This window comes from Bdellovibrio sp. HCB185ZH (genome assembly GCF_047302455.1).
Classification (GTDB): domain Bacteria; phylum Bdellovibrionota; class Bdellovibrionia; order Bdellovibrionales; family Bdellovibrionaceae; genus Bdellovibrio.
Genome location: NZ_CP178624.1, coordinates 69,991 through 96,086, shown reverse-complemented (window position 1 = coordinate 96,086; position 26,096 = coordinate 69,991). Strand labels below are relative to the sequence as shown.

Annotated in this window: 19 protein-coding genes; 5 read left to right on the top strand and 14 right to left on the bottom strand. The window is 46.2% G+C overall.

Annotated features, from left to right (window positions below):
- Window positions 1–188: 188 nt before the first annotated feature.
- Window positions 189–1,031 carry a substrate-binding periplasmic protein gene (locus ACLSU7_RS00405; protein ID WP_413293544.1) on the top strand — a complete coding sequence of 281 codons (843 nt, stop codon included), beginning with the start codon at window positions 189–191 and terminating at the stop codon, window positions 1,029–1,031.
- On the opposite strand, the gene ACLSU7_RS00400 is transcribed toward ACLSU7_RS00405, so the two are convergent.
- The 4 genes from ACLSU7_RS00400 to ACLSU7_RS00385 form a co-directional block, all read right to left on the bottom strand.
- Window positions 1,028–2,248: a SpoIID/LytB domain-containing protein gene (locus ACLSU7_RS00400; protein WP_413293543.1), complete on the bottom strand. Its 1,221-nt coding sequence runs from the start codon at window positions 2,246–2,248 to the stop codon at window positions 1,028–1,030. The genes ACLSU7_RS00405 and ACLSU7_RS00400 overlap by 4 nt on opposite strands.
- 97 nt (window positions 2,249–2,345) lie before the next feature.
- Entirely contained in the window at window positions 2,346–3,095 is a 750-nt protein-coding gene (locus ACLSU7_RS00395; protein ID WP_413293542.1) for a slipin family protein, read from the bottom strand.
- A gap of 5 nt (window positions 3,096–3,100) precedes the next feature.
- Window positions 3,101–4,381 (bottom strand): NfeD family protein, encoded by a 1,281-nt coding sequence (locus ACLSU7_RS00390; protein WP_413293541.1) that lies wholly within the window; start codon window positions 4,379–4,381, stop codon window positions 3,101–3,103.
- Entirely contained in the window at window positions 4,378–4,899 is a 522-nt protein-coding gene (locus tag ACLSU7_RS00385) for a hypothetical protein (RefSeq protein WP_413293540.1), read from the bottom strand. The genes ACLSU7_RS00390 and ACLSU7_RS00385 overlap by 4 nt, the downstream gene beginning before the upstream one ends.
- A gap of 164 nt (window positions 4,900–5,063) precedes the next feature.
- Here ACLSU7_RS00385 and ACLSU7_RS00380 point away from each other — a divergent pair, with 164 nt between their 5' ends.
- On the top strand, window positions 5,064–5,558 hold the full coding sequence (locus ACLSU7_RS00380; RefSeq protein ID WP_413293539.1) for a hypothetical protein: 495 nt from the start codon (window positions 5,064–5,066) through the stop codon (window positions 5,556–5,558).
- Between the two features lie 6 nt (window positions 5,559–5,564).
- Here the strand turns inward: ACLSU7_RS00380 and ACLSU7_RS00375 are convergent, their stop codons facing one another.
- Genes ACLSU7_RS00375 through uvrB form a run of 4 tightly spaced genes read right to left on the bottom strand, consistent with a single transcriptional unit; the run spans window position 5,565 to window position 12,361 of the window.
- Window positions 5,565–6,776, bottom strand: a complete 1,212-nt coding sequence (locus ACLSU7_RS00375; RefSeq protein WP_413293538.1) for an MFS transporter — start codon at window positions 6,774–6,776, stop codon at window positions 5,565–5,567.
- A 35-nt stretch (window positions 6,777–6,811) separates the two neighbouring features.
- Window positions 6,812–8,377 (bottom strand): murein biosynthesis integral membrane protein MurJ, encoded by a 1,566-nt coding sequence (gene murJ / locus ACLSU7_RS00370; RefSeq protein WP_413293537.1) that lies wholly within the window; start codon window positions 8,375–8,377, stop codon window positions 6,812–6,814.
- A 29-nt stretch (window positions 8,378–8,406) separates the two neighbouring features.
- Window positions 8,407–10,296, bottom strand: coding sequence for an excinuclease ABC subunit UvrC (gene uvrC, locus ACLSU7_RS00365; protein ID WP_413293536.1), 1,890 nt, complete (start codon window positions 10,294–10,296; stop codon window positions 8,407–8,409).
- A complete protein-coding gene (gene uvrB, locus ACLSU7_RS00360) occupies window positions 10,283–12,361 on the bottom strand; it encodes an excinuclease ABC subunit UvrB (RefSeq protein ID WP_413293535.1) in 2,079 nt (692 codons plus the stop codon). Before uvrB ends, uvrC begins: the two co-directional genes overlap by 14 nt.
- A 108-nt stretch (window positions 12,362–12,469) precedes the next feature.
- Here uvrB and ACLSU7_RS00355 point away from each other — a divergent pair, with 108 nt between their 5' ends.
- On the top strand, window positions 12,470–14,764 hold the full coding sequence (locus tag ACLSU7_RS00355; protein WP_413293534.1) for a penicillin acylase family protein: 2,295 nt from the start codon (window positions 12,470–12,472) through the stop codon (window positions 14,762–14,764).
- Window positions 14,765–14,815: 51 nt separating this feature from the next.
- Window positions 14,816–16,744, top strand: coding sequence for an ArnT family glycosyltransferase (locus ACLSU7_RS00350; protein ID WP_413293533.1), 1,929 nt, complete (start codon window positions 14,816–14,818; stop codon window positions 16,742–16,744).
- Window positions 16,745–17,020: 276 nt separating this feature from the next.
- Here ACLSU7_RS00350 and cysS read toward each other — a convergent pair whose 3' ends face one another.
- The 6 genes from cysS to ACLSU7_RS00320 form a co-directional block, all read right to left on the bottom strand.
- The gene (gene cysS / locus ACLSU7_RS00345) at window positions 17,021–18,472 is read right to left on the bottom strand and encodes a cysteine--tRNA ligase (RefSeq protein WP_413293532.1); all 1,452 of its coding nucleotides are present in this window, start codon (window positions 18,470–18,472) and stop codon (window positions 17,021–17,023) included.
- 169 nt (window positions 18,473–18,641) lie between these two features.
- Window positions 18,642–20,129, bottom strand: coding sequence for a glutamate--tRNA ligase (gene gltX / locus ACLSU7_RS00340; RefSeq protein ID WP_413293531.1), 1,488 nt, complete (start codon window positions 20,127–20,129; stop codon window positions 18,642–18,644).
- A gap of 103 nt (window positions 20,130–20,232) precedes the next feature.
- Window positions 20,233–20,727: a CarD family transcriptional regulator gene (locus ACLSU7_RS00335; protein WP_088613941.1), complete on the bottom strand. Its 495-nt coding sequence runs from the start codon at window positions 20,725–20,727 to the stop codon at window positions 20,233–20,235.
- Between the two features lie 191 nt (window positions 20,728–20,918).
- Window positions 20,919–23,027 (bottom strand): S8 family serine peptidase, encoded by a 2,109-nt coding sequence (locus tag ACLSU7_RS00330; protein WP_413293530.1) that lies wholly within the window; start codon window positions 23,025–23,027, stop codon window positions 20,919–20,921.
- A 69-nt stretch (window positions 23,028–23,096) separates the two neighbouring features.
- Window positions 23,097–23,504 (bottom strand): hypothetical protein, encoded by a 408-nt coding sequence (locus ACLSU7_RS00325; RefSeq protein ID WP_413293529.1) that lies wholly within the window; start codon window positions 23,502–23,504, stop codon window positions 23,097–23,099.
- A 179-nt stretch (window positions 23,505–23,683) separates the two neighbouring features.
- Complete coding sequence (locus tag ACLSU7_RS00320; RefSeq protein WP_413293528.1) at window positions 23,684–25,129, bottom strand: hypothetical protein; 1,446 nt, start codon at window positions 25,127–25,129, stop codon at window positions 23,684–23,686.
- 141 nt (window positions 25,130–25,270) lie between these two features.
- Between ACLSU7_RS00320 and ACLSU7_RS00315 the strand changes: the two genes are divergently transcribed.
- The gene (locus ACLSU7_RS00315; protein ID WP_413293527.1) at window positions 25,271–26,083 is read left to right on the top strand and encodes a TIGR02147 family protein; all 813 of its coding nucleotides are present in this window, start codon (window positions 25,271–25,273) and stop codon (window positions 26,081–26,083) included.
- Window positions 26,084–26,096 lie beyond the last annotated feature (13 nt).

Genomic DNA, 26,096 nt, shown 5'->3' with positions numbered 1-26,096 from the left:
TTTCCCTAACATTACCGAAATGGGATGTATCACGTACAAAAAGGACGCGGAAATGACTGTCACTGCAACGAATGTTTTGATCCTCGGCGCTGTATTTATGTTCGCAGCACGAGTGTTCATGGGGTTCTAAAAACCAGATTACACACAAGTAAGATGATCCCTGGTGTTACGCCTGTTAAACACCAGTAATGCTTTTTCTGTTTAAACGATCTTTAACAGTGTTTGTACTCCTGGCGAGTATTTCCACTTCCGCAAAGCCTATCAAAATCCTCGTCGAGGACTCTTGGCCCCCATTTGCATTTAAAAAAGAAAACCGCGCTGTCGGAATGTCGATTGATATTGTTCGTGCTGCGTTTAAAAACGTCGGTGAAAATATCGAACTCGTCCAAGTCCCCTACACCCGCTGTAAAGCTCAAACCGCAACCGGTCGTTACGTCGCCTGTTTCAACTCCGCTCACTCCAAAGAAATGGATGCGGATTTTTTATTCCCCAAAGAGCCGCTCTTTAAAAGCAAAGGCTTAATCATCGCCAACAAAATCACCGTGCGCAGCAAACCCGCGCGAGTAAAAGATCTGGAAGGAAAATCCGTAGCCCTTCCGGCAGAGTTTCCTTTCGGCAAAGAGTTCGATGAAAACACGCAAATCAACAAGATATTTACTTCCAGCGATCAGACATCATTGATGATGCTTAAATCAAATCGTGTGTCTTATGTCGCGATTGATGAATTCGTTTACTACTATTATTTAAAAACCAACCCTGATTTTAAAAATCAGTTTTATGTCGTTCTGGAACTTTCGGAAGAGCCGATCTTTGTGCACTTTTCAAAGAAACATCAGGACACGGCAGAGCTGATCAAAAAATACGACATTGGCTTAGCGATGCTGAAAGTATCTGCGCGCTATAACGAAATTTTGGAAGATTGGGTGGGAGTGAAAGGACAAAAGCGAGTGCAGATCTTTTCGATCCTGCCTAAGACCCACGCCTATGATATGCCTTCAAACTTGCATTTGAATATTGAGCTGCAGAATTAATTGCGCGCGACCCGGGCGGCTGGATAATAGTGCTTAAGAATCTGCACGAAATTTTGACCTTTAAGCCCCAGCGCACGACTGCCCCACTGGCAAAGACCCACACCGTGCCCGAAGCCACGGCCCGTGAAAGTATAAAGATCACCGTCTTGTTTCATTTCAAATAAAGTGCTGCGAAGATCTGAAAATCCCAAAGCCTGACGAAACTCATTGGCGGTAATATATTTCTGCTCGCCCTCGTTCATTGCGACTTTCACTCCACGCACGCGAGTTTCATTGCTGGCGCGATCCAAAGTGAGCTTGGTCACGTCATCCACACGCAACTTTTCGGCAAGCTCAGCACGACTGATTTTCACTGTCCAATTCGCTTTAGGATTTGTCGGGCAGGAATTATCAACTGCAACTCCACTGTTCACACCACCACTCCACACGTTCTTAGCCAGAGTCGTGTGTCCACCGCAGTCAGCGTGGTAATAAGCCTTTAGAACATTGTGATTTCCCGTAAAAAGTTTCACTCCAGCAGTTTCGCGGACGGCCTTCAAAGCCTTTTGCAATTTGGGATCGCTTTCATCCCCGTCCACGACGTGACGGAAAACTTGATCCAGAACGGAACTTTCAAGGTGATAGGGTTTATCAGCGCGCTCTTCCATCACAGACAAAGCGTAAGATCTAGCCGCCACCGCCTGGGCTTTCAGAGTTTCGATGGGCCAATTCGTTGGCATTTCACTGGAAAGAACGCCTGCAAGGTATTCATCCAAGGGCAACACGCCGACCACATCGACTTGCTCCCCCGGACCTGCCGCAAGCAATACACGAGAAGGAAGGCTTTGTGCGCCCACGCGCAGGTTTTCACCTTGGATCATCAGATATTTTTCTTTGAACAGATGCTCGCTATCGCGATTATTTAAACGCAAAGCCCAGATATGCTTGCCGTTTTTCTTCATCACGCGAACTTCAGCAGAACCACTGTCAGGGATAGCCACATTACGATAAGGCTGTGAAAGAATTTGAAAGCGCAGCGCTTGTCCTGCCACTTGCACACGTCTGGAATTCGTCAACAAACGCACTCGAACAAGTTCTTTATCAAATGCGGGTTTTGGGGAGGCGACCGTCGTCTGTTGCAGCGGCACAGAAGCAGGTGTTGGAGTTTGGGCTTGAGCTTCAGAGATCGAGTACGTCAGAGCTGCTAAAAAGCACACCAGGGCCCAGAATAATCTCACGCGCAGTCTCCATCCTAGAGTTAAAAAAAGAGGCCCAATCCGTAGGCCTCTTAAAGCTGTTCTTTTATTTAACCAACATATGTCAGGGGATGAAAGTCTAGTTTTTTCGTTCCAATTCGATAAACGGTTTAACCAGATCTAGTGGCAACGGAAAGATCACTGTGTTGGTCTTATCTCCAGCAATCTCGGTCAAAGTTTGCAAGTACGCCAGCTGAAGGGCTGAAGGAGAGCTGGATAGAGTCGTAGAAGCTTGCGCAAGCTTTTCAGCACGCTGCAACTCCCCGTCGGCACTGATCACTTTGGCGCGGCGCTCACGCTCTGCTTCCGCTTCCCGAGCCATGGCTCTTTGCATCTCTTTTGGCAAATCGATTTGTTTCACTTCCACCATTGTCACCTTGATACCCCACGCTTCCGTGTGTTTATCAAGAATGCCTTGAAGTGCGCCGTTGATTTTATCACGGTGCTCAAGCACATCGTCCAACGGATACTGCCCCATCACAGAACGCAATGTCGTTTGCGACAACTGACTGGTCGCGAAATAAAAATCTTCAATTTTCGTGATCGCTTCCATCGGCGAAATCACTTTAAAGTACACCACTGCATTCACTTGCATGCTGACGTTGTCTTTCGTGATCACGTCCTGAGGTTTTACGTCCATCGCGATCGTACGCGTATCCACTTTGATCATACGCTCAACAAACGGAATCAAAATGATCAAACCTGGTCCACGCACGTCAACGGCTTTACCCAGACGCAAGATCACACCACGATCCCATTCATTCAGAATTTTGACCATCGAACTTAAAATGATCGCGCCAACGACCAACAGAATAATAATAAATTCCATCGCAATTACTCCTTATTTTTCTTAACATTCAAAGTCAGTCCCTGGCGTGCGGTAACACTGACGTGCTCTCCGACCCTCAGGGAATCTTCAGAAACAAAGTTCCAGGTTTCCCCCATAATTTGCATCTGACCCTTATGACCATTTTCATCAGTACTGGTGACGATTCCCGTGCTGTCTTTTAAATCTTGATCTGCATCGCGGGATCTTAAACGCAAAGTTTTAAGAGCCAGATATCCAACGCCAAAAAACACGGCGCCAATGGCCAGAACCACTGGCAAAATCACAGAGTACGGCAAAGTGTAACCGGTGCTCTGATCAAACAGGAAAACACTTCCCACAAAAAGTGAAACCAATCCGCCAATTCCTAAAATACCAAAACTTGGAATAAAAATTTCGGCGATAAGAAAACCGATCCCTAAAAGAATTAAGGCCAAGCCTCCCCACGCCACTTCCAATTTGTGAAAAGCAATCATCGAAAAGACCAAGCCAATGCCACCAATCACCCCTGGCGCAACCAGACCCGGATGAGTCAGTTCCACATACAAAAGCCCCAGACTTCCCATGAATAAGAGGTAAGCAAATTCAGGATCCGCGATAAAACTTAAAATCTGATAACGAGTGTCGGGCGTGAACTCGCGCAAGTCACCGACGACCACCTGAATCGGAGCTTTATCCTGCATCAAAACTTTTCGGCCTTCTGCTTTCTTAAGGAAGTCAGCTTCGTCTTCGGCCAAAATATCCAGAGCTTTGGATGCCACGGCTGCCGCAGAGCTCACGGATTTGGCTTCTGTCACAATATCTTTTGAGAATTTCAGATCACGCTCCCGAAGAGTGGTCACACCTTCAAGCCAGCTCACCGTATCGTTGATCATCTTATTGCGTAGGTCCTCGGGCATCTTTTCGCCCGTTCCCATAATCGGTGTAGCAGCTCCCACGTTGGTGGCGATCACTCCCCCATTCACGTGGCAGGCTTGCAGAATAATGGCTCCTGCACTTCCGGCATGGCCTCCTCGTGGAGTGATCAAGCAAAGATACGGAACTTTAGACGCCAGCATGCGCTCGACAATTCGGCGCGTGCTCATCAAGCTTCCGCCGGGAGTGTTCATTCTGACAAAAATGGAATCACATTTATTTTCAAGGGCGCGCTTTTCCGCGCGTTCAAGGTAATCAGTTGTTGATGCCGTGATGGCCTCGTTGATGGTAACAGCAACGGTGCAGGTCGCTGCTAATGAAACTTTCGTCCCCAGCAACAACATCAGTAGCACAGGAACAAAGAGCTTCATCATAAATTCAACTCCTTCATCACTTTTTGAAGGTCGTTCCAAACGACCTTTTTCGCCGCCGCATCTTCCAAAAGATACGCAGGGCTGTAAGTTTCAATCCACTTGCCTGGGCCTTTGTAAATCATCTCTCCCAGATCTTTCGGGAAAGAGCTGAACACCACGACCACTTTGCTTTCACAAAACTGCGCCAGCTCTGACGGCAACAAAGAACGATCCTCCACCGTGCAATCCAATTCTAAAACTTGAATGTTGCGAATTTTCATCGCGGATTTCATTCTATCAAAAAGATCGCGTGTTTCTGGGCGGAAGAAACTTTCTTTAGCTTGAGTCAGGATATTTAGGAAAACCAGTTCACGGTGAACCATTTCATTTGGAACGTAAGGACCTTTTTGAGTGAAAAATTGGATTTTCGCCACCGTTGGTGTTGCGTCGGGCGCAGCTCCCACGGATGCCGTCGTGTCATTCAGCATGACCTTTTGCAAACCCAAAACTTCTTCCAAATATTGAACGTAGTCCTTCATGGGCAGGAGCTTACTCCGGCCCTAGTTTCTAGACTATAAAAACCGCAGTTAATGCGCTGCTTTGTTAGCTTTGATTCCTAGCAAGATGGTTCAAATTTATTCCCGGAGGTCGAAACCCCTGTGACATTCTAAAAAAGTTAATGAAAAGACCTTAAGGAGGTCCCATGAATGCACGTTCTAGGGTGTTTGCCTTTACATTTGTGACTTTAGGATCACTTCAAGCGATGGCTTATCCCAGCGTAGGCGACAAGGTCACTTGGTCCGGGGATTTTAAAACGGCGGAAGGCGTTGCCTCTGAAGTTCAAATCATCAAAGAAGTTGTCGCTTACAATAAAGACACCAAAGTTTGGACAGTGAAAATAAACACTCGCGTGGGTCAAGAGACCTCCACCCAAACAATTGAAACCGCGGATCTCTACACTCCTGCAAAATACAGCGCCATGCTGACTCAATGTAAAGACAAAGGCGGCGTGCTGGAAACTTTGGAAACAAATCCAGGAAAATATAAAACCTGCAAAATCACCACGACTGAAAATGGCGTGGTGATTGAAAAATGGTGGGGCGACATCCCCTTTGGAATCGTCAGTAAAGCCACTCGCGCGCCCACAGGGGTCAACGGCAATGACTCTCCTTTGAACGTGGCAACGCGGGGACTTTAATTTTTCTTAAAGAGATTTTACGACTTTGGAATTTAGAAATTTATAAAGTGCGATCACCGTTAATCCCGCAGACGAAGTGATCAAAGCCATAGTCGTGGAACCCATGCGCGCCATCGCTCCCCAGCTCACAGATCCTAACGCCATTCCGGCATAAAAGACCGCAAGGAACACGCCCAACATAGTGGCCTTCAAATGGGATTTTCCTGTGAGCTGGCGTGAACTCATATTCATCAAGGTTGCTAAGATCAACCAACCAATCCCTGCAAAGAACATCCCCTGACACATGAAGATATAGCTTGGCGCCACGCCAATGAAAAACAAGCCCACCGCATAGACGAAATAAGCTCCGGCCAAGGACTGACCAGTTCTTTCAGGGAGCATGATTTTGTTGGAATAAATCGTGGCAAAGCAGGCGCCCAATCCTAAAAATCCCAGAAGAGATCCATATTGCCAGCTATTTAACCCCAATTCCAAACGACCGCGTGTTGGATAAAGAGCCCACAAACTTGAAGCAAAAAAAGTAACGATGAAAATTTCCACCCACAATTTCATGTTGTGGAAGGAGAACAGAAATTCAAATTCTTTTTGTGTAAATTTGATTTCCTTTTTTTCTTCGTGCTGAGGAGCTGCTTCCTTAACCGGCCACTTCCAAAAAAATAAAATCAAACCTAAAAACGAAAGACTGTTCAGACAAAAAGCGGCGGCTGGTCCCACTCCCCCAAGAATCACACCACCTAAGGTGGGACCTAGAACACGCGTGATATTGATGCCGATATAGTAAACCAACACGGCCTGCGCCTGACGTTCGTTGGGAACCAGATCCGTCAGAACACTTTGAAATGGAGGATTAGAAAGAGCAAAGCCCACACCCATCACCAGGGAAAGCAGAAGCAACGAGCCTTCCGTGATTTTTTCCTGCCAAACCAGATAAGCCAAGATAGCAGCTGCAATAAACATCATGCTTTCAGATGCGAGCAAGATGCGACGACGATGTCCTTGGTCGGCAAAGTAACCTGCGGCAATACTCAAAAAAACCACAGGCAAATTACTGGTAAAAGAAAGCAGAGAGACGATTAACGGCGAGGTTGATAGATGTGTCATCACCCAGCTTGCTGCCACATCTTGAATCCAGGTTCCAAGATTTGACAAAAAAGCACAGATCCAAAAGTTACGGTAAACTGAAATTTTGAGCGGTGACCACATTGATGAATCATTCATGACGAACAAAGCTTACTATGGTTTAACTGCACCGACTAGCGTTTCAAGCGGCGCAAGACTTTTTCCAAGAAACCTTGTGCTTGCTCAATCTTGAATACATATCCCAATCCAAAGTAAAGCACACCATAGATGCCAACGGCGACCACAGCCCTGATGATGACATGCAGATCCGGAGACAGCGCAAAGCGCGCAACGACTGCTCCCATAGCGGCACTGATCGCCGCGATAGACCAAACCTTGGCTTGGAACTTAAGGGGCAAACCTGTTTCTCCAATTTTACGATTTAAAGCCCGGCGCAGGTAATAGAATTCGATCCAACCAGCCACTCCCGCCGAGGCCGTCAAACCTGGCGTCCCCCACTGGGCATCAAGATGCAACCAACCTGGAAGATAAAATGCGAACAGCACGCCTAGACCTGTTGTTGAAATCACACGAATCACCGCATACTTCAGTGGCGTGCGCGTATCTTTCAAAGAATAAAATGTCGAAGAATAAAGACGGCCCAAGGTGGAGGCAAGTAAGCCCACCGTTGAACCGATTAAAACCATCCATACGGTCTGCGTGCTGCTCGCATCAAACTGCCCGGTTTGAAATACGGCACCCACGATAAGATCACCCAAAAGTAAAAAGGCCACGACACTCGGAATCACAAAAAAAGCAATTTGCTGCAAGCCGCGATTCAGACGACCTTTTAGGTAAGTACGAATCTCTTCATCACTCCCCACCGCTTGGGACATGCTGGGAAGCTCTGCCGCTGAAACGCTCATTCCGAACAAGCTCACTGGCAACAAATACAAAGTTTGCGCGTAAGCCAATGAAGAAACCGCACCCGTCGGCAACAAACTCGCAAGCATACTATCAATATAGGCACTGACTTGAACAACACCACGGGAAACGACAACTGGAACAAAATTTCTCATGACTGTCGTGACGCTGGAAATTTTCAAATCAAGCGAAGGCCTGATTTTTTTACCCAGACGAAGCGCTGACGGCAACTGCACAAAAAACTGCAAAAAGCTTCCCGCAACCAAACCCCACGCCACTGTGATGGCTAATTCAAATTGGACCTGCTTGGAACCCCAGATCACCAAGGTTGCGATGATCGTCAAATTCCAAATGACTGGTGCAATGTAGGATAAGAAAAACTTTTTATGAGAATTCAAAATCCCCAAGCACCAGGCGGACATCACCAAAAAGCCCGTTCCTGGGAATAAGATCTGCACGATTTGAATGGTCAGTTCGCGTTTTTCACCGGTGAACCCAGGCGCAATCAGATCAATCAGGAATGGTGTCGCAAATACTCCACTGATCACCAGCAACGAAGTCAGTAAAAACATCAAGCTGCCGATAACAGAAGCCACTTTGGCGGCTTCTTCGTCATGCTTTTTCGCCAAAAGTTGAGCATAAACAGGAATGAAACTCGCCGAGAGCACACCCTCGCCAAAAAGATTTTGCAGGAAGTTTGGAATTTTTAGTGCGGCTTTAAAGGCGTCACCCGCGGCCGAGTTACCAAAGAAGTGAGCAAAAACACGCTCACGAACAAGTCCTGCGATACGGCTAAAGAAAATGGCAATTCCCACTAAAAAGGCATGATTCTTCATGTGCACTCTATTCGGCTATAAGCCGGGCTTTATTCAGCTTCGACTTCTTCTTCTTCCGATTCATTCAATTGCAAAATAATACGCTCAGCCAAAACGCGGTTGAAGCTTTTAAGTTTTGCAATCTCACTTGGATCGGCCATTCTGATTTCATCAATAGAGTTAAACTGAGTCAAAAGAGTTTTCTTTCTTTTTTCACCCAAGCCCACGACGTAATCCAATTCGCTCTCTAAAGACGTGCCTTCACGGAGCTTGCGGTGGTAAGTGATGGCAAAACGATGGGCCTCGTCACGGATTCCCACAAGAATGTGGTGTGCTTCCGAGTTGTTTTTGAAAATCACCGGATTCGCGCGACCCGGCAGAAAGAAGCGTTCATCCGTGGATTCCACTTCAGCCTTTTGAAAGTCACTTTCGGTACGAGCTTTTGCTAAACCGACGACTGGAATGTCATTTCGACCGATTTCGGTCAATATCTTGATGGCTTGGGACAACTGCCCCTTACCACCATCGATTACAATCAGTTGTGGATCTTCATATTCCGTGTGCTTAAATCGACGGCTTAAAACTTCGTACATGGAGGCAAAGTCATTGATACCTTCGACGGTTCTGATTTTATAACGGCGATAATGATCCTTGGCCGGAACACCTTCCTCGAAAACGACCTGTGAGGCCACAGTTTCCGCCCCTTGGAACGTGGAAATATCATAACACTCAATACGACGAGGCATCTCCGGAAGATTGAATTTTTCTTTGATCTCTTGCAGACCACGAAGTTTTTCTTCGGATTTGGAAACATATTTTAAGAAGTGCGCCTTGGCGTTTTCGTTGGCCATCTCCACCAATGAACGACCGCGTTCATCTGTCGCAAAACGAACTGTGGATTTCGTTTCCGAGCGCGATTCCAACACCTGCTCCATCAGCTTATTTAAGTCGCTACCGATATCTAAAGGCAAGAGGACATCATCCGGGATGAAGTTGTCTTCGTAATATTGATTCAGGAAGTCCACCATCCACTCGCGTGGATCTTCGGCAGAATCGTTCGGGTCAAAGTGTGGCAGGAAGTGAGGACGTGTCCCGATCACACGACCTGCACGAACGTGGACCGTTTCGATCAAGCAGCCACGCTCATCACCATAGTAACCCACGGCATCCTGATCTTTTTCAGTGGTGTCATTGATAACGGATTGTTTTTCCAAGATGGTTTTGATCGCCTCAATCGAGTCGCGCAAACGAGCGGCGACTTCGAACTTTTCCTCGTCAGCAGCCCCCATCATCTTTTCTTTTAAAGCTTTGATGACTTTTTTATTTTGGCCTTTCAAGAAAAGCTTCGCGCCTTCAACTTCACTTTTATAATCTTCCTGTGTGATGTACTCCACACAAGGCGCCGTGCAGCGACCAATCTGATAAGTCATGCACGGACGCTTGCGCGTGTTGAACATGGCATCGGTACAGTCACGGATTTTAAAAGTGCGGTTCAAGAAACGAATGGTCCCCTGCACGGCTAAGCCCGAGGTATACGGGCCGAAATAAAGCGAGCCGTCGCGCTTTACTTTACGTGCTACAAACAGGCGAGGATATTTATCAGACCAGCTCATGCGAATGTAAGGATAGGCTTTATCATCGCGCAGACGAATATTGTATTTAGGTCGATGCTTTTTAATCAATGAGGCTTCAAGCAAGAATGCTTCCACCTCGGTTTTCGTTAAAATGTATTCGACTTCCAGAATATTGGAAACCAGAAGCCTTGTTTTGGGAGAGTGATCCTTGCTGTCCGTAAAGTAACTTCGCACGCGATTGCGCAGACTTTTGGCCTTGCCGATATAAATAATCTTATCGCCAGGCCCTTTCATCAGATACACGCCACTTTGTGTGGGGAATTCGCGCACCCTATCGCGGATTTCTTCGAATTTACTCGAGGCCATCTTTATTCACCTTGGCACTATCGCCTTCCACTTCGCCACTGCGAATCCCCAGCTCCACAATCTGCAGACGCTTGATTTCGTCACGCACTTTCGCGGCTTCTTCAAAATCAAGGTTCTTAGATAGCTTGCGCATTTTATCACGAAGCTTGTCGATTTCCTGGGTCAGCTTATCTGGCGCATGGGAGTACTTGTTCACGATCGCCTCTTGACGGTTCTCACCTTTCAACGGCTGTCCACCCACAGATCCATCAAACGCTTCGCCCAAACCATCGCGGATTTTCTTACGGATGGATTGCGGAGTGATTCCATGGGTTTCATTGTATTCCTGTTGAATACGACGACGACGCTCGGTTTCGCCAATGGCTTTCGTCATACTTTCCGTCATGACATCACCATACAAAATCACTCGCCCATTCAGGTTTCGGGCGGCACGACCGATTGTTTGGATCAGGGAACGCTCGGAACGAAGGAAGCCCTCTTTATCAGCATCCGTGATACCGACCAAACTTACCTCTGGAATATCCAAACCCTCTCTTAAGAGATTGATCCCGACCAGAACGTCAAACACCCCTAAACGCAAATCGCGCAGGATTTCAGACCGCTCGATGGTATCGATATCACTATGCAGGTATTTGATCTTAATCCCTAAGTTTTCATAATACTCAGTCAAATCTTCCGCAGAACGCTTCGTCAGTGTCGTGATCAAGACACGTTCTTTGAGTTTAATGCGCTCGCGAATTTCTTTTAGCAAGTCATCGACCTGATGTTTTACCGGGCGCACTTCAACCACAGGGTCAATCAAACCTGTCGGACGAATGATCTGCTCAACGATAATCCCCTCGGATTTTTGTAATTCATAGGTACCTGGTGTCGCCGACACATAGACCACTTTATCCATCATTTTTTCAAATTCCTGGAAATTAAGAGGTCGGTTGTCCAAAGCCGACGGCATACGAAAGCCATGCTCGACCAGAGTCATTTTACGTGCGCGGTCCCCGCGGTACATACCACCAATTTGCGGAACCGTGACGTGGGACTCATCGATAAAAGTGATAAAGTCTTTCGGGAAATACTCAAGCAATGTCGGAGGTGGCTCACCCTCTCCTCGGCCCGTTAAATGGCGGGAATAGTTTTCGATCCCTTGGCAAAAACCCATTTGTTCCATCATCTCGATGTCGTAATAAGTTCGTTGTTCCAAGCGCTGAGCTTCCAGGAATTTCAAATTTTGATTTAAATACTGCAAACGATCCCGCAACTCATCTTGAATTGTTTTGATCGCACGTTTTAAGTTGTCATCGCCGGTTGCATAGTGACTTCCCGGATAGATACCGATTTGATCGATCTCTTCCAGCACTTGTCCTGTCAGCGGATCGATCCAGGAAAGTCTTTCGATATAATCACCAAAGAATTCCACACGAATCGCACGGTCTTCCTCGTAAGGCGGAAAAATTTCGACATTATCGCCACGCACACGCACCGTTCCGCGGGTGAAATCGACGTTGTTTCGTTGATATTGTACACGGATGAGTTCACGTAAAAGATGATCCCGCTTCATCTCGGTGTTTGAGACAACTTGAATCATCATGCCTTCGTAGGCTTCCGGAGAACCCAAACCATAGATACAGGAAACAGAACTGACGATGATCACGTCGCGACGATCGAACAAAGAACGCGTTGCCGAGTGGCGCATGCGATCGATTTGTTCGTTAATCGCAGAGTCTTTTTCGATATAGGTATCCGTAGATGGAATGTACGCCTCTGGCTGGTAGTAATCATAGTAACTGACGAAATACTCCACCGCATTTTGTGGGAAGAGCTCTTTAAACTCTGCATAGAGCTGTGCCGCCAAAGTTTTATTCGGCGCGAGCACCAGTGCCGGCTGATTCATCTTGGCAATAGTGTGCGCCATACTAAATGTTTTACCGGAACCGGTTACACCCAGAAGAGTTTGATGTTTTAGTCCTGCACCAAAGTTTTCCAACATCTGCTCGATCGCTTTTGGCTGATCCCCAGAAGGTTTAAACTCAGACACCAGTTGAAAGTTCTTTTTATAAGCTTTGCCCATCCCTTCGATTCTAGCACAGAAAAAAGCCACTTCGCTAGGGGCATTCCCTTCTGCATAGTGACATCTCGCAAGCTTGCCTCGGGAGCTGGTCTTTGTGACAGTGATATCATGAGAAAACTGAAAATCTCCCTGTTAGTTCTTGCTGCTCTGGTTGTTATTGCTGGAATCGGCATTTACGCCTTCATGCGCCGCTCTCTTGCACCGCTGGATGGCGAAATTTCACTCACAAACTTCCAGGCACCCGTAAAAATTCAACGCGACTCCTTTGGCATCCCCCATATCTTTGCTCAAAACAAAACAGATGCATTTAGAGCCCTGGGATATGTCATGGCCAGCGAACGACTTTTCCAAATGGAAATGGCTCGCCGCCAAACACAAGGGTTGCTTTCCGAGGTGATTGGCGAAAAAACCATCAAATCAGATATGCTATATCGCAGTCTTGCGCTGAAAGAGACTTCAGAAAAAATGCTTGAGAAAAAGCGCAAAGACGGCACTTTCGATTCTGAGATGTGGGCTTTGATGGAAGCTTTTTGCGATGGCGCAAACCAATATGTCGCCACTCGCCCTGTTCCTTATGATTTGGCCATCCTGGGAATCAAGCCCGAGCCATTCTCCCCCATTGATTCTTATGTGATGACGGGACAGATCGCTTACAGTTTTGGGATCGCCTTGCGAGTAGATCCAACAATGACGTCGTTATCCCAAAAGTTTTCACCGGAGCTTTTCAATGAGCTTCGCAATGATCAGCTCAAAACGCCTTACAAAAATGCGGGGAACATAGATCTGACACCCCTTTACTCGGTGGCTGATAATTCCTTTGCGACCGTTTTTGATAGCAGCAACTCTTGGCTTTTGTCTCCAAAACGTTCGGTCAGTGGCAAGAGCCTTTTTGCCAATGATCCGCACATTGCCTATTCGCATCCCTCTGTTTGGTTCGAAGCTCACATCCATACACCTGATTTTGAAATTTACGGTCACTATCTGCCGCTGGTCCCTTTTGCGATTTTGGGACACACACCTCATCACGCTTGGGGATTCACGATGTCACAAACTGACGACATGGATCTTTACTCCGAGAAAATTGATCGTGAAAAAAAGACTTTGATTTTTAAGGGCAAAGAGCAGCCTTACAGCGTTCGTAAAGAAACGATCCTGGTAAAAAAACAAGAACCTCTTTCTTTGGAAATTATTGAAACACCCCATGGCCCCTTGATGGATCATGTGATTGACGCTGATTTATCTATGAAATGGGCTTATCACAAAGTCGACAATGATCCTTTGTATGCCCTCTACGTTATGGGCAAAGCCAAAGACATGAAGACATTTGAAAATGCGCTGAAGCCGGGAACCGCTCCGGGATTGAATGTGATGTACGCTGATGCTGAAAATATCGCGTGGTGGATGTTTGGCGATGTGGAAATCAAGAACAATCCCAACTCCGATTTGATTTTGGATGGGGCGAGTGGCAAGGACGAATACAAACGATTGCTCTCGTGGCAGGAAAAACCTCACACGGTGAATCCAGATTCAGGCGTGATTGTGACGGCGAACACTCGCCCGGCGAATGTGGATTCAGAGCTTCGCGGCGACTGGCAAAGTGCGGATCGCCAAAACACAATTCTAACGGAATTAAGTCTTAAAGAAAAATGGAACAGCGAAGAGATGCGCGCCCTGCAAGTAAAAAACTACAACATGGCCAACGCTATTTTACTGCAGAAAATGCTGGGTTATTTGACGCTTACCTCTGATGAACAAAGCAAATATGGTCCGTGGTTAAACCGCTTGAAGGATTGGAATTACATTTCAAATCCAGATTCTCAAGAAGCAAGTCTTTACTATGAGTGGGTGAACCAAAGTCTGTTGTTGATGCTGGCACCTTTGGGTGAGTTGCGTGCGAATTATCTTTCCACTCCCCATGCCTGGATGTTTTTTGAACGCGTTGTGAAAAATGAAACCTCGCCATGGTGGACCATCGTGAAACCTTCCGATGTTTTTACGGACGGTCTGCGCGCGACTTTTGCCAAATGGGCACAACCTCCGCAGTGGGGCCAGCTTCATACGATTGAATATATTCATCCCTTGGGCCGCGAAAAACCGTTGAGTTATATTTTCAATCTGGGACCCTATCCCATGGGTGGAGCTTATAATGAAATCACCAATAATAAAGCGCGCGCTTTGGGCGGAGATTTCAATGTGACTGCAGGCGCTTCCACTCGCCGCATTGTGGATATGGCGGATGTCGCCCACAGCTGGGGGATTAACCCGATTGGTATCAGCGGGCACATGCTTTCACCCTTTTACCAGGATCAGGTGAAGCTTTTCTTACAGGGAAAACATCGTCCTCAATTGATGAATCCTGAAGAGATTGAAAAGAATAAGTCTCACGAGTTGATATTAAAATAATGACCACTTAGTAACTTGCCGCAAATCATGGCCGAGGCTACAGCTTCGTCCATGGAATTTGCACGAACACGTCTGTTTTGGTTCAGTTTATTTATCGGGATCATTTGCCTGAATTGGTTTCAGTTGCTGACGCCGAAAATGCAAAACATCCAAATCGTGCGTCCGAATTTAGAGACAGAATACAACTCACCTACATCTGTTATTCTTAAAGATCACAATCCAGCTGAGGGCGGACTTTTCTGGGTTCAGTTCGATACGCGTGCTTCATTATTGCCCTCTTGGATGAATTTAAAACAGTTCCGTCTTCGAACTTTAAGCTGCCTGAACTCAATGAATACAAACGGCATTGAATGGAAGCTTCCCGCCTCTCCAGAACTTCGTTGCAACAATGAGCGCGGACTCCCGATTTATTCTCGTCTGGATGTTATGGGAAATCCTACCACTTGGAATCTTGCAGGGGATTCTTTCGGCGGCAACTTTGGTTTTTACCTTGATAAGGACTGGAGCGCTCCGCAACTGCTGGGGGGCTTGATCGTTTTGTGTTTCGCTTTTTGTGGAATGCTTTATGCAAAACTGCCGCTGCCTTCTGATCGCTGGAAAATACCTGTGATTGCCATTTTCCTGGTGGGATTTCTTTTACGGTTTTGGACCACGCAAGTCGCCATGCCTCCGGAAATGTTTTTGTTTTCAGATATGGCCGGCTACTTTCAGCGGGGCATTCAGATGCTTCGCGGAACCTTTAATTTAGGTCAGACCTTTCAGCCGATTGGTTACACTTTTTACGGTTTGGCTTTGCGCTTGCTCGGCGATTGGGAACTGCATAAATGGGCGAGTATTTTCGTATCTATGGGTACGGTTTTACTTGGCTATCTTTTGGCCTTAAAACATTTCGGTAAAACGGCTGCTTTGTTCACGCTGTTGTTTTTGGCGTTGGACGTTCCGCAAGTGGGGTTCACCGCTCGCTATATGGCAGAATCTCCTTATAGCTTTTTAATCATGCTCACTTTGTGGTTGGTTTCATCTGCCTTGGAGACAGGGAAACTTCGGGATTATTTCATAGTCGGCGTTTTGTTGATGGTTTCGTTTTATTTCAAAGGCAATCATGCTTTCTTTATTCCGGCGTTCAGCTTATGGCTGGTGTATCGCGAACGTGCGCAGATTCGCTTGGCTATTAAAAAAGTCTCGATGATGGCACTGGGATGTCTGATTGTCATGACTCCGCACTTTGCCTTTACAAAATGGGCCTACGGTCAATGGCAATGGGGTCCCACTGCGGGAGCTTTGAATTTTGTCGAAGGAAAATGCCCTTCCAAAAATAATTCCGATTCCACAGGTGCAGGCTGGATGTCTCCCCTGTTCGTGAGCTTAAAAGAAACCACTGCTAAAAAATGGGACCGCCCCTTCACCGACCAAGCTTACTTCTGGAAAGCAGGCGCTCAATGCGTTCGAGAAAATCCGTGGGTCATGGTGGAAAGCCTTCGCTATATTAATTACCTGTTTTATGGAAATAGCACATGGCCGGTTGCGGGCTCACCTATCGATTTCCTTTACAAAATCTGGGCACCCTTTTTCGAATGGATTTTGTTACCTTTGGCATTGATCGGCGCCCTGGCAGCCGCACGTCGCAAAAATTATGATTCGCAAACTTTAGAAAGCCATTCTTTGCTGGCTCACGGAAGCCCGTCCGATTCGGTTCAAACATTCACGCAAAACATTCAAAGTGACTTTATCGTTAACAGATCTGCAAACAAAGATGACCAAACTAAATCTTTCAATGAAATTTGTGCGCTGTTGATTTTAACAATTTTCTTTACCGTTTATATTTTCAAATCCGAAAACCGCTTCCGAGTTCCATTCGATGGAATTTTCCTCATGTGGAGCAGCCTTGGTCTGATTTACTGCGGAAGCTTAGTCCGTTCAGCATTGCGGTTCTTCGTACCAAGCAAGAAGGCGCTTTCGGAAACAACGACCGCAGGATAACGGCGTTCATTCATGACAGTTTCACCTCCGCTTCGGTAACTGGTTGCGGCAATTCATTTCGTATCGAAACATTTTCTCGGCAAGTATGACAGCGATGCAATTTCCACCTCCGCTCCGGTAGCTGCATGCGTCGGTGTAATGTTACGTTGAAACTTTTATGGAAATGCGAGTGTAAGTGATGAATACATCTCCGAACTCACCAACGGATTCGAGATAAAAAAAAGGGCTTCAACCGAAGCCCTCCCCATCCAATTTCAAATTTCCAATTTCCAATCTCTACTTAGTGACTTCCCAGAAGGAACCTTCTGGCGTGTCGCTCACAGAAATATTCATCGCGACCAGCTTGTTACGAAGCTCATCTGATTTTGCAAAATCTTTATTCGCGCGAGCCGCGGAACGTTCTGCAACCACCGCATCGACGTCGGCGCGTTTGATGTTTGCTTTATCCAAAAGCATGTTATCCAGCTTGATCAAGAAATCATGGGCAGGTTCTTGGAACATCGCAAGTACTGCGCCCATTTTCTTAATGAACAGCGAGAATGCCAAAGATTTCCCTTGAATCGCTGGGTTTGCTTTCATCCCACGGCGAACTTGGTTGTTGAACTGGCGAACCACTTCAAACATCGCAGCGAAGACTTCCGGAGTTCCGAAGTCATCATTCATCGCCGCTTCAACTTTTTTCCACGCTTCATCTGTGATTTTCGCAAACCCTGCATCCACTTGAGTGACCTCAGGAGCAAGATAGCTTTCCGCCATCGCCATCGCAGAGTAAACTCGGGCAAGGCCCGAGATCGCGCGATCCACTGCTGCATCACCGAATTCACTCATCGTGCGATAATGAACAGACTGAATCATCCACTTATAAATTTCAGCATTGTACATCGTCACAAATTCACGAAGTGATACGATATTACCCAATGACTTCGACATTTTTTGCCCGCCGAAGTTCAGCATATTGTTATGCATCCAGTATTTTACAAAATGCTTGCCCGTGCAGCCTTCCGACTGCGCGATTTCATTTTCGTGATGCGGGAAAATCAAATCCATGCCACCACCGTGGATGTCGATCTGATCACCAAAAATATTTTTAATCATCGCCGAGCACTCAATGTGCCAGCCTGGACGCCCTGGTCCCCATGGAGAAGGCCAAGAGATTTCCCCTGGCTTCGCAGCTTTCCACAAAGCAAAGTCCATTGGAGAGCGCTTTTTCTCGTCCACTTCCACACGGGCACCTGCCAGCAATTCGTCAGTGTGACGACCACTTAGCTTGCCATAGTCTTTGAAAGTTTCGATCGAGTAAAGAACATCGCCTTGCGCTTCGTAAGCCACTTTTTTATCAATCAAAGTACCAACCATCGAAAGAATATCTTCCATATGCTCAGTCACCTTGGGATTCATGTCGTGAGGACGAAGCCCCAAGCTCGCAAAGTCGGTTTTATATTCAGCGATGTACTTTTCAGAAAGCTCCCCAGGAGCCATGCCCAGTTCATTTGCCTTCGCGATAATCTTGTCGTCGACATCGGTAAAATTCAAAGCATAAGAAACTTTATACCCCAGATACTCCAACCAATTACGAACCATATTGAACACAACCGGCCCGCGGAAATTACCCACATGCAGGAAGTTATAGACCGTCGGACCACACACATACATTTTCACGTGTTTGGGATCATAAGGAATAAATTCCTCGGACTGACGGGATTGAGAGTTGTAAATCTTCAAAGACATAATTTCCTCAAAAGGTACGGCCTTACTTAGCCGCACATTCATTCAATATTTAATTTACCAGGTAAGTCCGTACCGTTTCAGGTAAGGCCTTACCTTTCTATCAGATTCAAACATCTTCCAGTAACACGTTGCTGCTACCAAAAGTGTGTCCGTACCTAAGAAGTGGCCTTTAAGCGATTGTCGCTAGTGCTATTTCTGCACGCGCCACAAGAGATTGCTTTTTCATCAACGGCACCAGGATTTTGAGCTCTGCTCCGTGAGGCTGACCGATCACAGCCACACGAATTGGCTGGAACAGGTTTTTACCTTTAGCACCCGTTTTATTTTTCACTTCGTCTTGGATTTTCAGGAATTCTTCTTCGGTCATGTATTCAGAGCCATGGGCCTGAACCAATTCTTTCCAAGTCGAAAGAACTGCTTTCGTCGTTTCAAGCTTCATCACTTCTTCAGCGTCTGGTTGAATCACGTAAGAGTTGTCATTCAGTGGACGATACAAAGTGATCGCATCGGCCAACACTTCCATGTACGGCTTAAACAAGTTCAAAGACTTGTCCTGCCATACTGGATCTGAAGGCAAATCCATTTTTTCGCGAGCAAGGAACGGCTGAATCGCCTTCCATAACTCTGCATTTGGCAAAGCACGCAAGTGCTGCGCATTCATCCATTTGAACTTCACACGGTCAAAGATGGCGCCCGATGGATTCAAACGAGAAATATCAAAAGCTGCAACCATGTCATCAACCGACATGATCTCTTTGCCTTCAGGATGTGACCAACCAAGAAGAGCGATGAAATTCAAAACCGCCGACGCCAAGTAGCCTTCGTCTTTCAACTGACCACAAGCCACGGCACCTTTACGTTTAGAAAGTTTTTGACGGTCTTCATCCAGGATCAAAGCCATGTGACCGAACTCAGGTGCTTTCCATCCCATCGCTTCGTAAATCATCAACTGACGAAGAGTGTTTGGAAGATGCTCTTCCGCACGGAAGACATGGGTCATTTTCATCAAATGATCGTCAACTACGCAGCAGAAGTTATAAACCGGCATACCACCACCACGAAGAAGAACGAAATCACCAACCATGTCGGATGGGAATTTTACTTCGCCGCGAACGATGTCGTTAAAGATGTAGTCTTTTTTAAGATGCTTCGTTTTAAAACGAACGACTGGTGGAGTGCCACCCTCAGCCATCTTGGTTTTCGCTTGATCCAAAGTCCAATCCGCATACGGAGATTGAATATGCGGCTGACCGCCCGCCTTCATCTGAGCTTCACGCTGGACTTCAATTTCCGCATCCGTCAGAAAGCAGTAATAAGCTTTGCCTTCAGCCAAAAGCTGCTCGGCAATTTTCTTATAGATGTCCATGCGCTCGCTTTGTTTGTAAGGACCATTAGGACCGACGTCTTTCAAAGTGACAGGGTCCACGCCCTCAGCCCACAACAAGTTCAACCAAACCAGGTCGTCGACAACTCCACGCAAAGATTCTTGAGTTGAGCGAGCTTCGTCCGTGTCTTCGATACGCAGGATGAATTCACCACCGTTTTTCTTAGCGAAAAGGTAGTTGTACAAAGCCGTTCTTGCGCCCCCAACGTGCAAATAACCTGTTGGGGAAGGTGCAAAACGAACGCGAACTTTAGAGGAAATTTGTGAAGACATTGAGTCGGCTCCAAAAAAAGAAAAAGGCCCGGAAAATCCAGGCCTTAAACGTAATATGAAATTTTAAATTCGTCCACTGACGTTTTGTCAGGAACCTGGCAAATTAACCAGTGATGCCGAAGATCGCTTTCACTTCTTCTTCGTTGAACAGTTCAGCCTCGCTCGTAGCCAAAGTCAGCTCTTTCAACAAAAGGGAACGTGCTGAATCAAGCATCTTGCGTTCGCCGAAGGAAAGCTCTTTATCTGCTTTCAAAAGGAACAAATCGCGCAAAACTTCAGCGATTTCGAATACAGATCCAGTTTTGATCTTTTCCATGTACTCGCGGTAACGGCGATTCCATGTTTGATTGTCAATTTTTACGTCTTTTTCTTTTAGGATGCTAACAACGCGAGCTGCTTCATCTTTAGAGATGATCGGGCGAAGACCCGCAGACTTAACGTTTGTTGTAGGGATCATGATTTTAAGGCCCGTATCTACCAACTGCATGTTGTAGAAAGAGATCTTTGCGCCGAGCATTTCTTTTGTCTCGATCGCGACGACCTTTACCACACCATAGCCGGGATAAACTGCATTATCGCCGATATTGAACGTCAGCATCAGGAAACCTCCACTTATAGCCACTTATAACCGTGCTAGTTCTATCAAATTTGACACGAGTTATCAAATCTGAGCGGCGCATTGGAAAAGTTTTCCAAGGTTTTCAAACGAAAAAAGCCCCATGGAAAATGGGGCTTTTATTCAATTATTTCAATTACTTAATCAATAATCGATTAATTACTAAACAGTCACTACTGAACGCTGAAAACAAGAGCGTATGGCTGACGGCCACCGTTTTTGCCTGCAGGAACGTTGTTACCTTTAACTGTCAGCTTGTAATCGCCAGCTGGCAAAGTCGTTTCAATCATCTCCGCATTGTTCACGTGATCGTTCATGGAAATCGTTCCATTTGGACCAGTTAAAATCAAATCAAGGTCATTCACCAATGCTTTTGAAGCATTCGCAGAACCTGGAGCATCTGTCCAAACCAAGTTTGCATACAGTTTACCCGAACCATTTAATTTGAACTCATAAGTTTCAGATTGGTTTGTCGCCACACCGTCACGGTCATCAGCAACGATAGTATTGCTCATCATTTTAACCATGTTATCCATGTTCACGCGGCCGTAACCTTCGTCAGAGTTTGGTCTGCGAGTCAAAAGCTCTTGGCCTTTCGCTGCGCCCACCTCACCGAACTGACCAGGGTACAAATCATCAGCAGAGTGCATGATCATTGCTTTTAGCACCGCTGCAGAAGGATTGTGCACGCCCCATTTTTCAACCAACATTTGGCGAGTGATAGTCACTGCACCAGCTGTTAGAGGAGTCGCCATGGAAGTACCACCCGACCAAGCATAGTCATCATTGTATGCACCCCAAAGTGGAGAAGCATTTTTGATGTGAGAACGGTTTGAAAGGATGTTTGTACCTGGAGCGACGATCTCTGGTTTCACACGGCCATCCAAAGTAGGACCACGGGAAGAGAACATCGCGATACCATCATCACGGTCAGACAACATAGATGAGAAAATCGGCTCTGCAGACCAAGATTCAGCCGCTGCACGAAGCTTGCTCACTGGAACCTGGATACCGCCTGTGGAAGTTTTATTTTTAGAAGCACCCACAGTCAGGACGTTTTTCGCAGTACCTGGCGTTCCGATAGAACCGCCATCGATGCGACCGTCTTTGTTCATGTCGACACCGCTGTTACCAGCTGCGAAGATCACAAGCATGTCTTGGTTGTTGTTCATCCACTCGTCAACTTGAACCGCCATAGAATCGTAAGCACCAAAGTTCTTAACTGCGCCCCAAGAGTTTGAGTGAACGCGCGCACCGTCTGCATTTGCTTTTTCAAACAAATCTGCAAGCTTAGAAGGAACACTTAAACCATTAAGCATAGGAGACCACATACCTTCAGCAACCATCATTGCATCGTAGGCGCCACCTTTAAGTCTGCCACCAGAAGCTGTCCCACGTGACATGATAGAACCCGCTACGTGAGTTCCGTGACCCATTGGATCTTCCCAAGTTTTAGCCCACAAACCAAAAGCGTAACCAGATTTAACTGCGCCAGAAAAATCTGATGCGATTTGGTTAATGTTACCAGAATCCAAACCTGTATCTGCCATCGCAGCGATTTGACCGCGACCCGTTAGACCCAAAGCCCAAACAGAATCAAACTTCATCGTTTTAGTTCCTGTTTCGTCACCTTTGATATCTGAATAATCGCCAGCACCTTTAACGATTGGATCCATTTTTTGATCCAACGGGAAATCCATAGTTGTGATTTCCGGAGTGCTTTGAACGTGCTCAACACCCGTCAAGTTTGCGATGTTGTAGATTTGACCACGAGAAACCAAGGCAACGATTGATTTTCCGTTCACCACTTGAAGGCTTGCATTCATTTTTTTCAATGCCGCCACCACTGATTTTGCATCAGATGCTTTGAATAGTTGGATCAAAAGACTTTGAGATTGATCTTTATTAAATACGCTTACAGGAGCGATATCACTGCTGATTTTGTATTGCGCTTGGTATTTTACAATAGCGTAAATACCTGGGTGAGTTTGACGGAATGAATTCAAGTCCGACAATGTCCCACGCACCACCAAGGCATCGTCCGGCAAGTAGCCGAACACTTCAAAGCGAGCTTGAAGAGCAGAGCGATCCTTCGCTGTGATCTTGTTAGAAAATTGAACGATATAGTCTGAAGCGACTTTATCAGAGAAAGTAAGAGCTTGAGCTTGCAAGCCAGGATTTACTGTCCCTGAGTTGAATCTCAAAAGGCTTCCTGCGTATGCAGGACTAGCAGTCGTAACCGCAAGTGCTGACGTAATAAATAGACGAGTCCATTTTTGCATAATTCCCTCCATGCGAGAAAAATTGCAACATGATGAACCCACCAAAGCAAAGGAACTTCACAAATTTTATTAAAGTTGATGCGCCATGACGGCAAGCGAAAGATTGCCAGCCATCTTGCCTTTACCACTGACACCGTATTCGGTTTCTTGATTTTCAGGAGCGAAAACCTGAGTGCGCTCAGAGATTTTCTTCTGCCCACGCACACGTTTTGTGACAGTCACATCCATATATAAGCCCGCTTTGTTATTTTGCTGGGATTTGCGAGCCATCACTTCCACGATCAACTCATTTTGTCCATCGTCAGAAAATTCGCTGATGTAAGCTTTTTTGCCAGATTTCGCGACCGTGTTAATAGAAATAGGAGCAGAACCTTTAAGGCCCACGCGCATGTTCACTTTATACTGAGGAACCGCTGCGAAGACAGAGGTAGAAAATAAAATTGAAGCGGCAATCGTGCCGATAGAAAACTTATTCATGAAGAACACATCCTTGTGTACGTAGAAGTCCCTATCCAAGCGACTCCTAACAAAAGCATGAGGGAGTTTGTTTCCTAAGGCAAGTTCGAAAAAAATATTTTTTGAGAAAATAAAAACGCCGATTTTTTTTTGAAATCGGCGTTTGACGCTGGACCGTAATGGAAATTTGAAATTGGAGATTAGAAATTGGAGATGGTGATCGGAGCCGACAGAACCACTCCTTCAACATCATCCTCCTTTTCCCCTTGAGCATAGCCGTATACTTTCACCGTTCCAGTAGCCGTATAAGGCTTGTCCATATCAAACCCGCCGCATGAAATCGGGCAATCTGTACCAAAAGTGGTTGTGCCCATAGGAATAAGAGCTTCTTTTGTCTTGGTATTCCACCACTGAGAACTTAAAGCCGCGAGCTGCTCTCCACCGTAAGCACATGTTGTCTCGCGCCCATCTACATCTGAAACAATGACCTTGACTGCACTAATGAACAAATCGCGATCAGGTTTGGTTTGCTTAAATAGTAATTTTGGTATTTGCCAGTAGGCACCCGGAACATCAAGCTCTGGCACAGTCCCGTTGTCCACCGCAACTTTTCGCGCATAGCAACTGCTGGTATGAGCAGGAATAACATAACGTGTGGATTTGGTTACTTCCAACTGTACGACATTGTCATCAGAACCAGGATAGCAGTTTAAGGTATGCTTGCCGATGGCGTCCTCTATGTAAAACATCTCGCGATCATACGGGCCATCTTTAAAGATACCACGAGAAACCTGAACGGAACCTACGCCTTCAAACTTAGAGGCAACGACTCCCTCAGTAACTTTGCATTCAGGATTTCCGTTGCAGCGATTTGGGAGACTGCTAAGCCAAGGCAATGCGATGGGAAATGTTGCCGTTTTCTTGGTAAAAACGGGCTTCCCATCAAACCACTCAAATTGCATGACTGTTTTTCGGCCATCCGTGGATGGATAATAATTAAATTGGTAAGTCATGCGCCCCTTAAGTGAAGCCGTACAACTTTTTGCTCCCTTGGGCATGTCGCCACTTACTTCCTCTAATGTGAAGTCAGAGAACAAATGGGCAACAATACGGCGAGCTCTTCGAGAGTCCTTCGCACCAAAGGCGCGATCGACGCGATAAACGGCTTCGTGGGAAATTAAGGCGGCTTTTTCGGCATTGGAAAGATGATTCCAAATTTCCTGACTTACTAACAGAGTTTCGTCATCCACATAGTGCGCCAGCTGCTCGAGTTGACAGTTTTTTGGCAAAACCACTTCTGCCGCATCATCAATCGGTTTGATAACAGCACTGGGCGGAACGAATTTCATAATTCTATTAACGCGCGCATAGAATGGATTGTAATCGTAGCCGGAACCGATGGAGTCCTTGAGTTTAGCTTGAACCTTGGCAGAAATTTCTTCCGCACTTCCTTTAAATTGTATCAATTTTAAATTATAGACGTTCTTTGCTTCAAACAGATCCAAAGTTTGTGCTGAAGTGATTTGGCCTTTCGAGTTGCGGCAAACCACACTCTTGCCTCCGCCACCATCCACTCCACCTTGCGGTTTCCCGTGACTTTGCAAAGCAAAAACTAGCAATCCTGCTGTCACCAATGCTGATTTCATTAAACCTCCGTGTTTATTCAATGGTTGAATAAACTCAGTATGCCCCGTTGGAATTTGCATTCTACATCTATTAATTTAATTGTTAGCTATAAAATTAACATTTACGCTAACTTTAAATTTCGGGATCAAAGGAAGCATTCCATGAACATTTTTGACTTTCACGACTATAAACACTGCATCAACGAATGGATCGCAAGCCAGCCGCGCAATGGCCATGGACAGCTCCGCCAGATGGCTTTGCATTTGAACGTGAACTCGGTGGTGATGAGTCAGATATTTCGTGGTGATCGGGATTTAACGGTGGAGCAAGGTCTCGCCATTTCTTCATTCATTGGCTTCACTGATTTAGAGCGCGATTACTTCATGTTGCTGATTCAAAAGAACCGCGCTGGAAACCGGGAATTGCAAACTTATTTCGAGAAGCAACTAGAACAACTTCGCACCGCCGCCACAGCATTAAAAAACCGTGTGAAATACCAAAAGTTTACTGATGAAGATAAAGCGACGTTTTATTCTCAGTGGTATTACAGCGCTGTTCGCTTGGGGGTTTCCATTCCTCATCTCGACAGTGCCGCAGCCGTTGCCCAGCATCTAAACTTGGATCGCGCTTTGGTAAGTAAAGTGATCGACTTTTTAAAGAGTCACGAGCTGATCGTCGAAAAGAAAGGGCGTTTAGATATCGGCCCTCAAGTGACTCACGTGGGACATGATTCCCCGTTCGTCAATCGTCACCACTCCAACTGGCGCTTAAAGGGCCTGCAAGCGATGGAGAATCCTTCAGAAAAGAATTTGTTTTACTCGGGCCCCATGGCTTTATCGCAAGATGCCGCGAATGACATCCGAAAAATTCTGGTGGAGACTGTCGAGAAGGCCACCAAAAAAGCTGCGCCTTCCGATTCAGAAGTTTTACGCTGCTTGAACATTGATTGGTTCGAAGTGGGAGCTAAAAAATAGACCGTTTGCGGGC

Excerpts from the sequence above, each read along its gene's own strand:
- ACLSU7_RS00405 (WP_413293544.1), top strand. The coding sequence starts at position 189 with ATGCTTTTTCTGTTTAAACGATCTTTAACAGTGTTTGTACTCCTGGCG.
- ACLSU7_RS00395 (WP_413293542.1), bottom strand. The coding sequence starts at position 3,095 with ATGGAATTTATTATTATTCTGTTGGTCGTTGGCGCGATCATTTTAAGT.
- ACLSU7_RS00390 (WP_413293541.1), bottom strand. The coding sequence starts at position 4,381 with ATGATGAAGCTCTTTGTTCCTGTGCTACTGATGTTGTTGCTGGGGACG.
- ACLSU7_RS00385 (WP_413293540.1), bottom strand. The coding sequence starts at position 4,899 with ATGAAGGACTACGTTCAATATTTGGAAGAAGTTTTGGGTTTGCAAAAG.
- ACLSU7_RS00380 (WP_413293539.1), top strand. The coding sequence starts at position 5,064 with ATGAATGCACGTTCTAGGGTGTTTGCCTTTACATTTGTGACTTTAGGA.
- ACLSU7_RS00375 (WP_413293538.1), bottom strand. The coding sequence starts at position 6,776 with ATGAATGATTCATCAATGTGGTCACCGCTCAAAATTTCAGTTTACCGT.
- murJ (WP_413293537.1), bottom strand. The coding sequence starts at position 8,377 with ATGAAGAATCATGCCTTTTTAGTGGGAATTGCCATTTTCTTTAGCCGT.
- uvrC (WP_413293536.1), bottom strand. The coding sequence starts at position 10,296 with ATGGCCTCGAGTAAATTCGAAGAAATCCGCGATAGGGTGCGCGAATTC.
- uvrB (WP_413293535.1), bottom strand. The coding sequence starts at position 12,361 with ATGGGCAAAGCTTATAAAAAGAACTTTCAACTGGTGTCTGAGTTTAAA.
- ACLSU7_RS00355 (WP_413293534.1), top strand. The coding sequence starts at position 12,470 with ATGAGAAAACTGAAAATCTCCCTGTTAGTTCTTGCTGCTCTGGTTGTT.
- ACLSU7_RS00350 (WP_413293533.1), top strand. The coding sequence starts at position 14,816 with ATGGAATTTGCACGAACACGTCTGTTTTGGTTCAGTTTATTTATCGGG.
- cysS (WP_413293532.1), bottom strand. The coding sequence starts at position 18,472 with ATGTCTTTGAAGATTTACAACTCTCAATCCCGTCAGTCCGAGGAATTT.
- gltX (WP_413293531.1), bottom strand. The coding sequence starts at position 20,129 with ATGTCTTCACAAATTTCCTCTAAAGTTCGCGTTCGTTTTGCACCTTCC.
- ACLSU7_RS00335 (WP_088613941.1), bottom strand. The coding sequence starts at position 20,727 with ATGCTGACGTTCAATATCGGCGATAATGCAGTTTATCCCGGCTATGGT.
- ACLSU7_RS00330 (WP_413293530.1), bottom strand. The coding sequence starts at position 23,027 with ATGCAAAAATGGACTCGTCTATTTATTACGTCAGCACTTGCGGTTACG.
- ACLSU7_RS00325 (WP_413293529.1), bottom strand. The coding sequence starts at position 23,504 with ATGAATAAGTTTTCTATCGGCACGATTGCCGCTTCAATTTTATTTTCT.
- ACLSU7_RS00320 (WP_413293528.1), bottom strand. The coding sequence starts at position 25,129 with ATGAAATCAGCATTGGTGACAGCAGGATTGCTAGTTTTTGCTTTGCAA.
- ACLSU7_RS00315 (WP_413293527.1), top strand. The coding sequence starts at position 25,271 with ATGAACATTTTTGACTTTCACGACTATAAACACTGCATCAACGAATGG.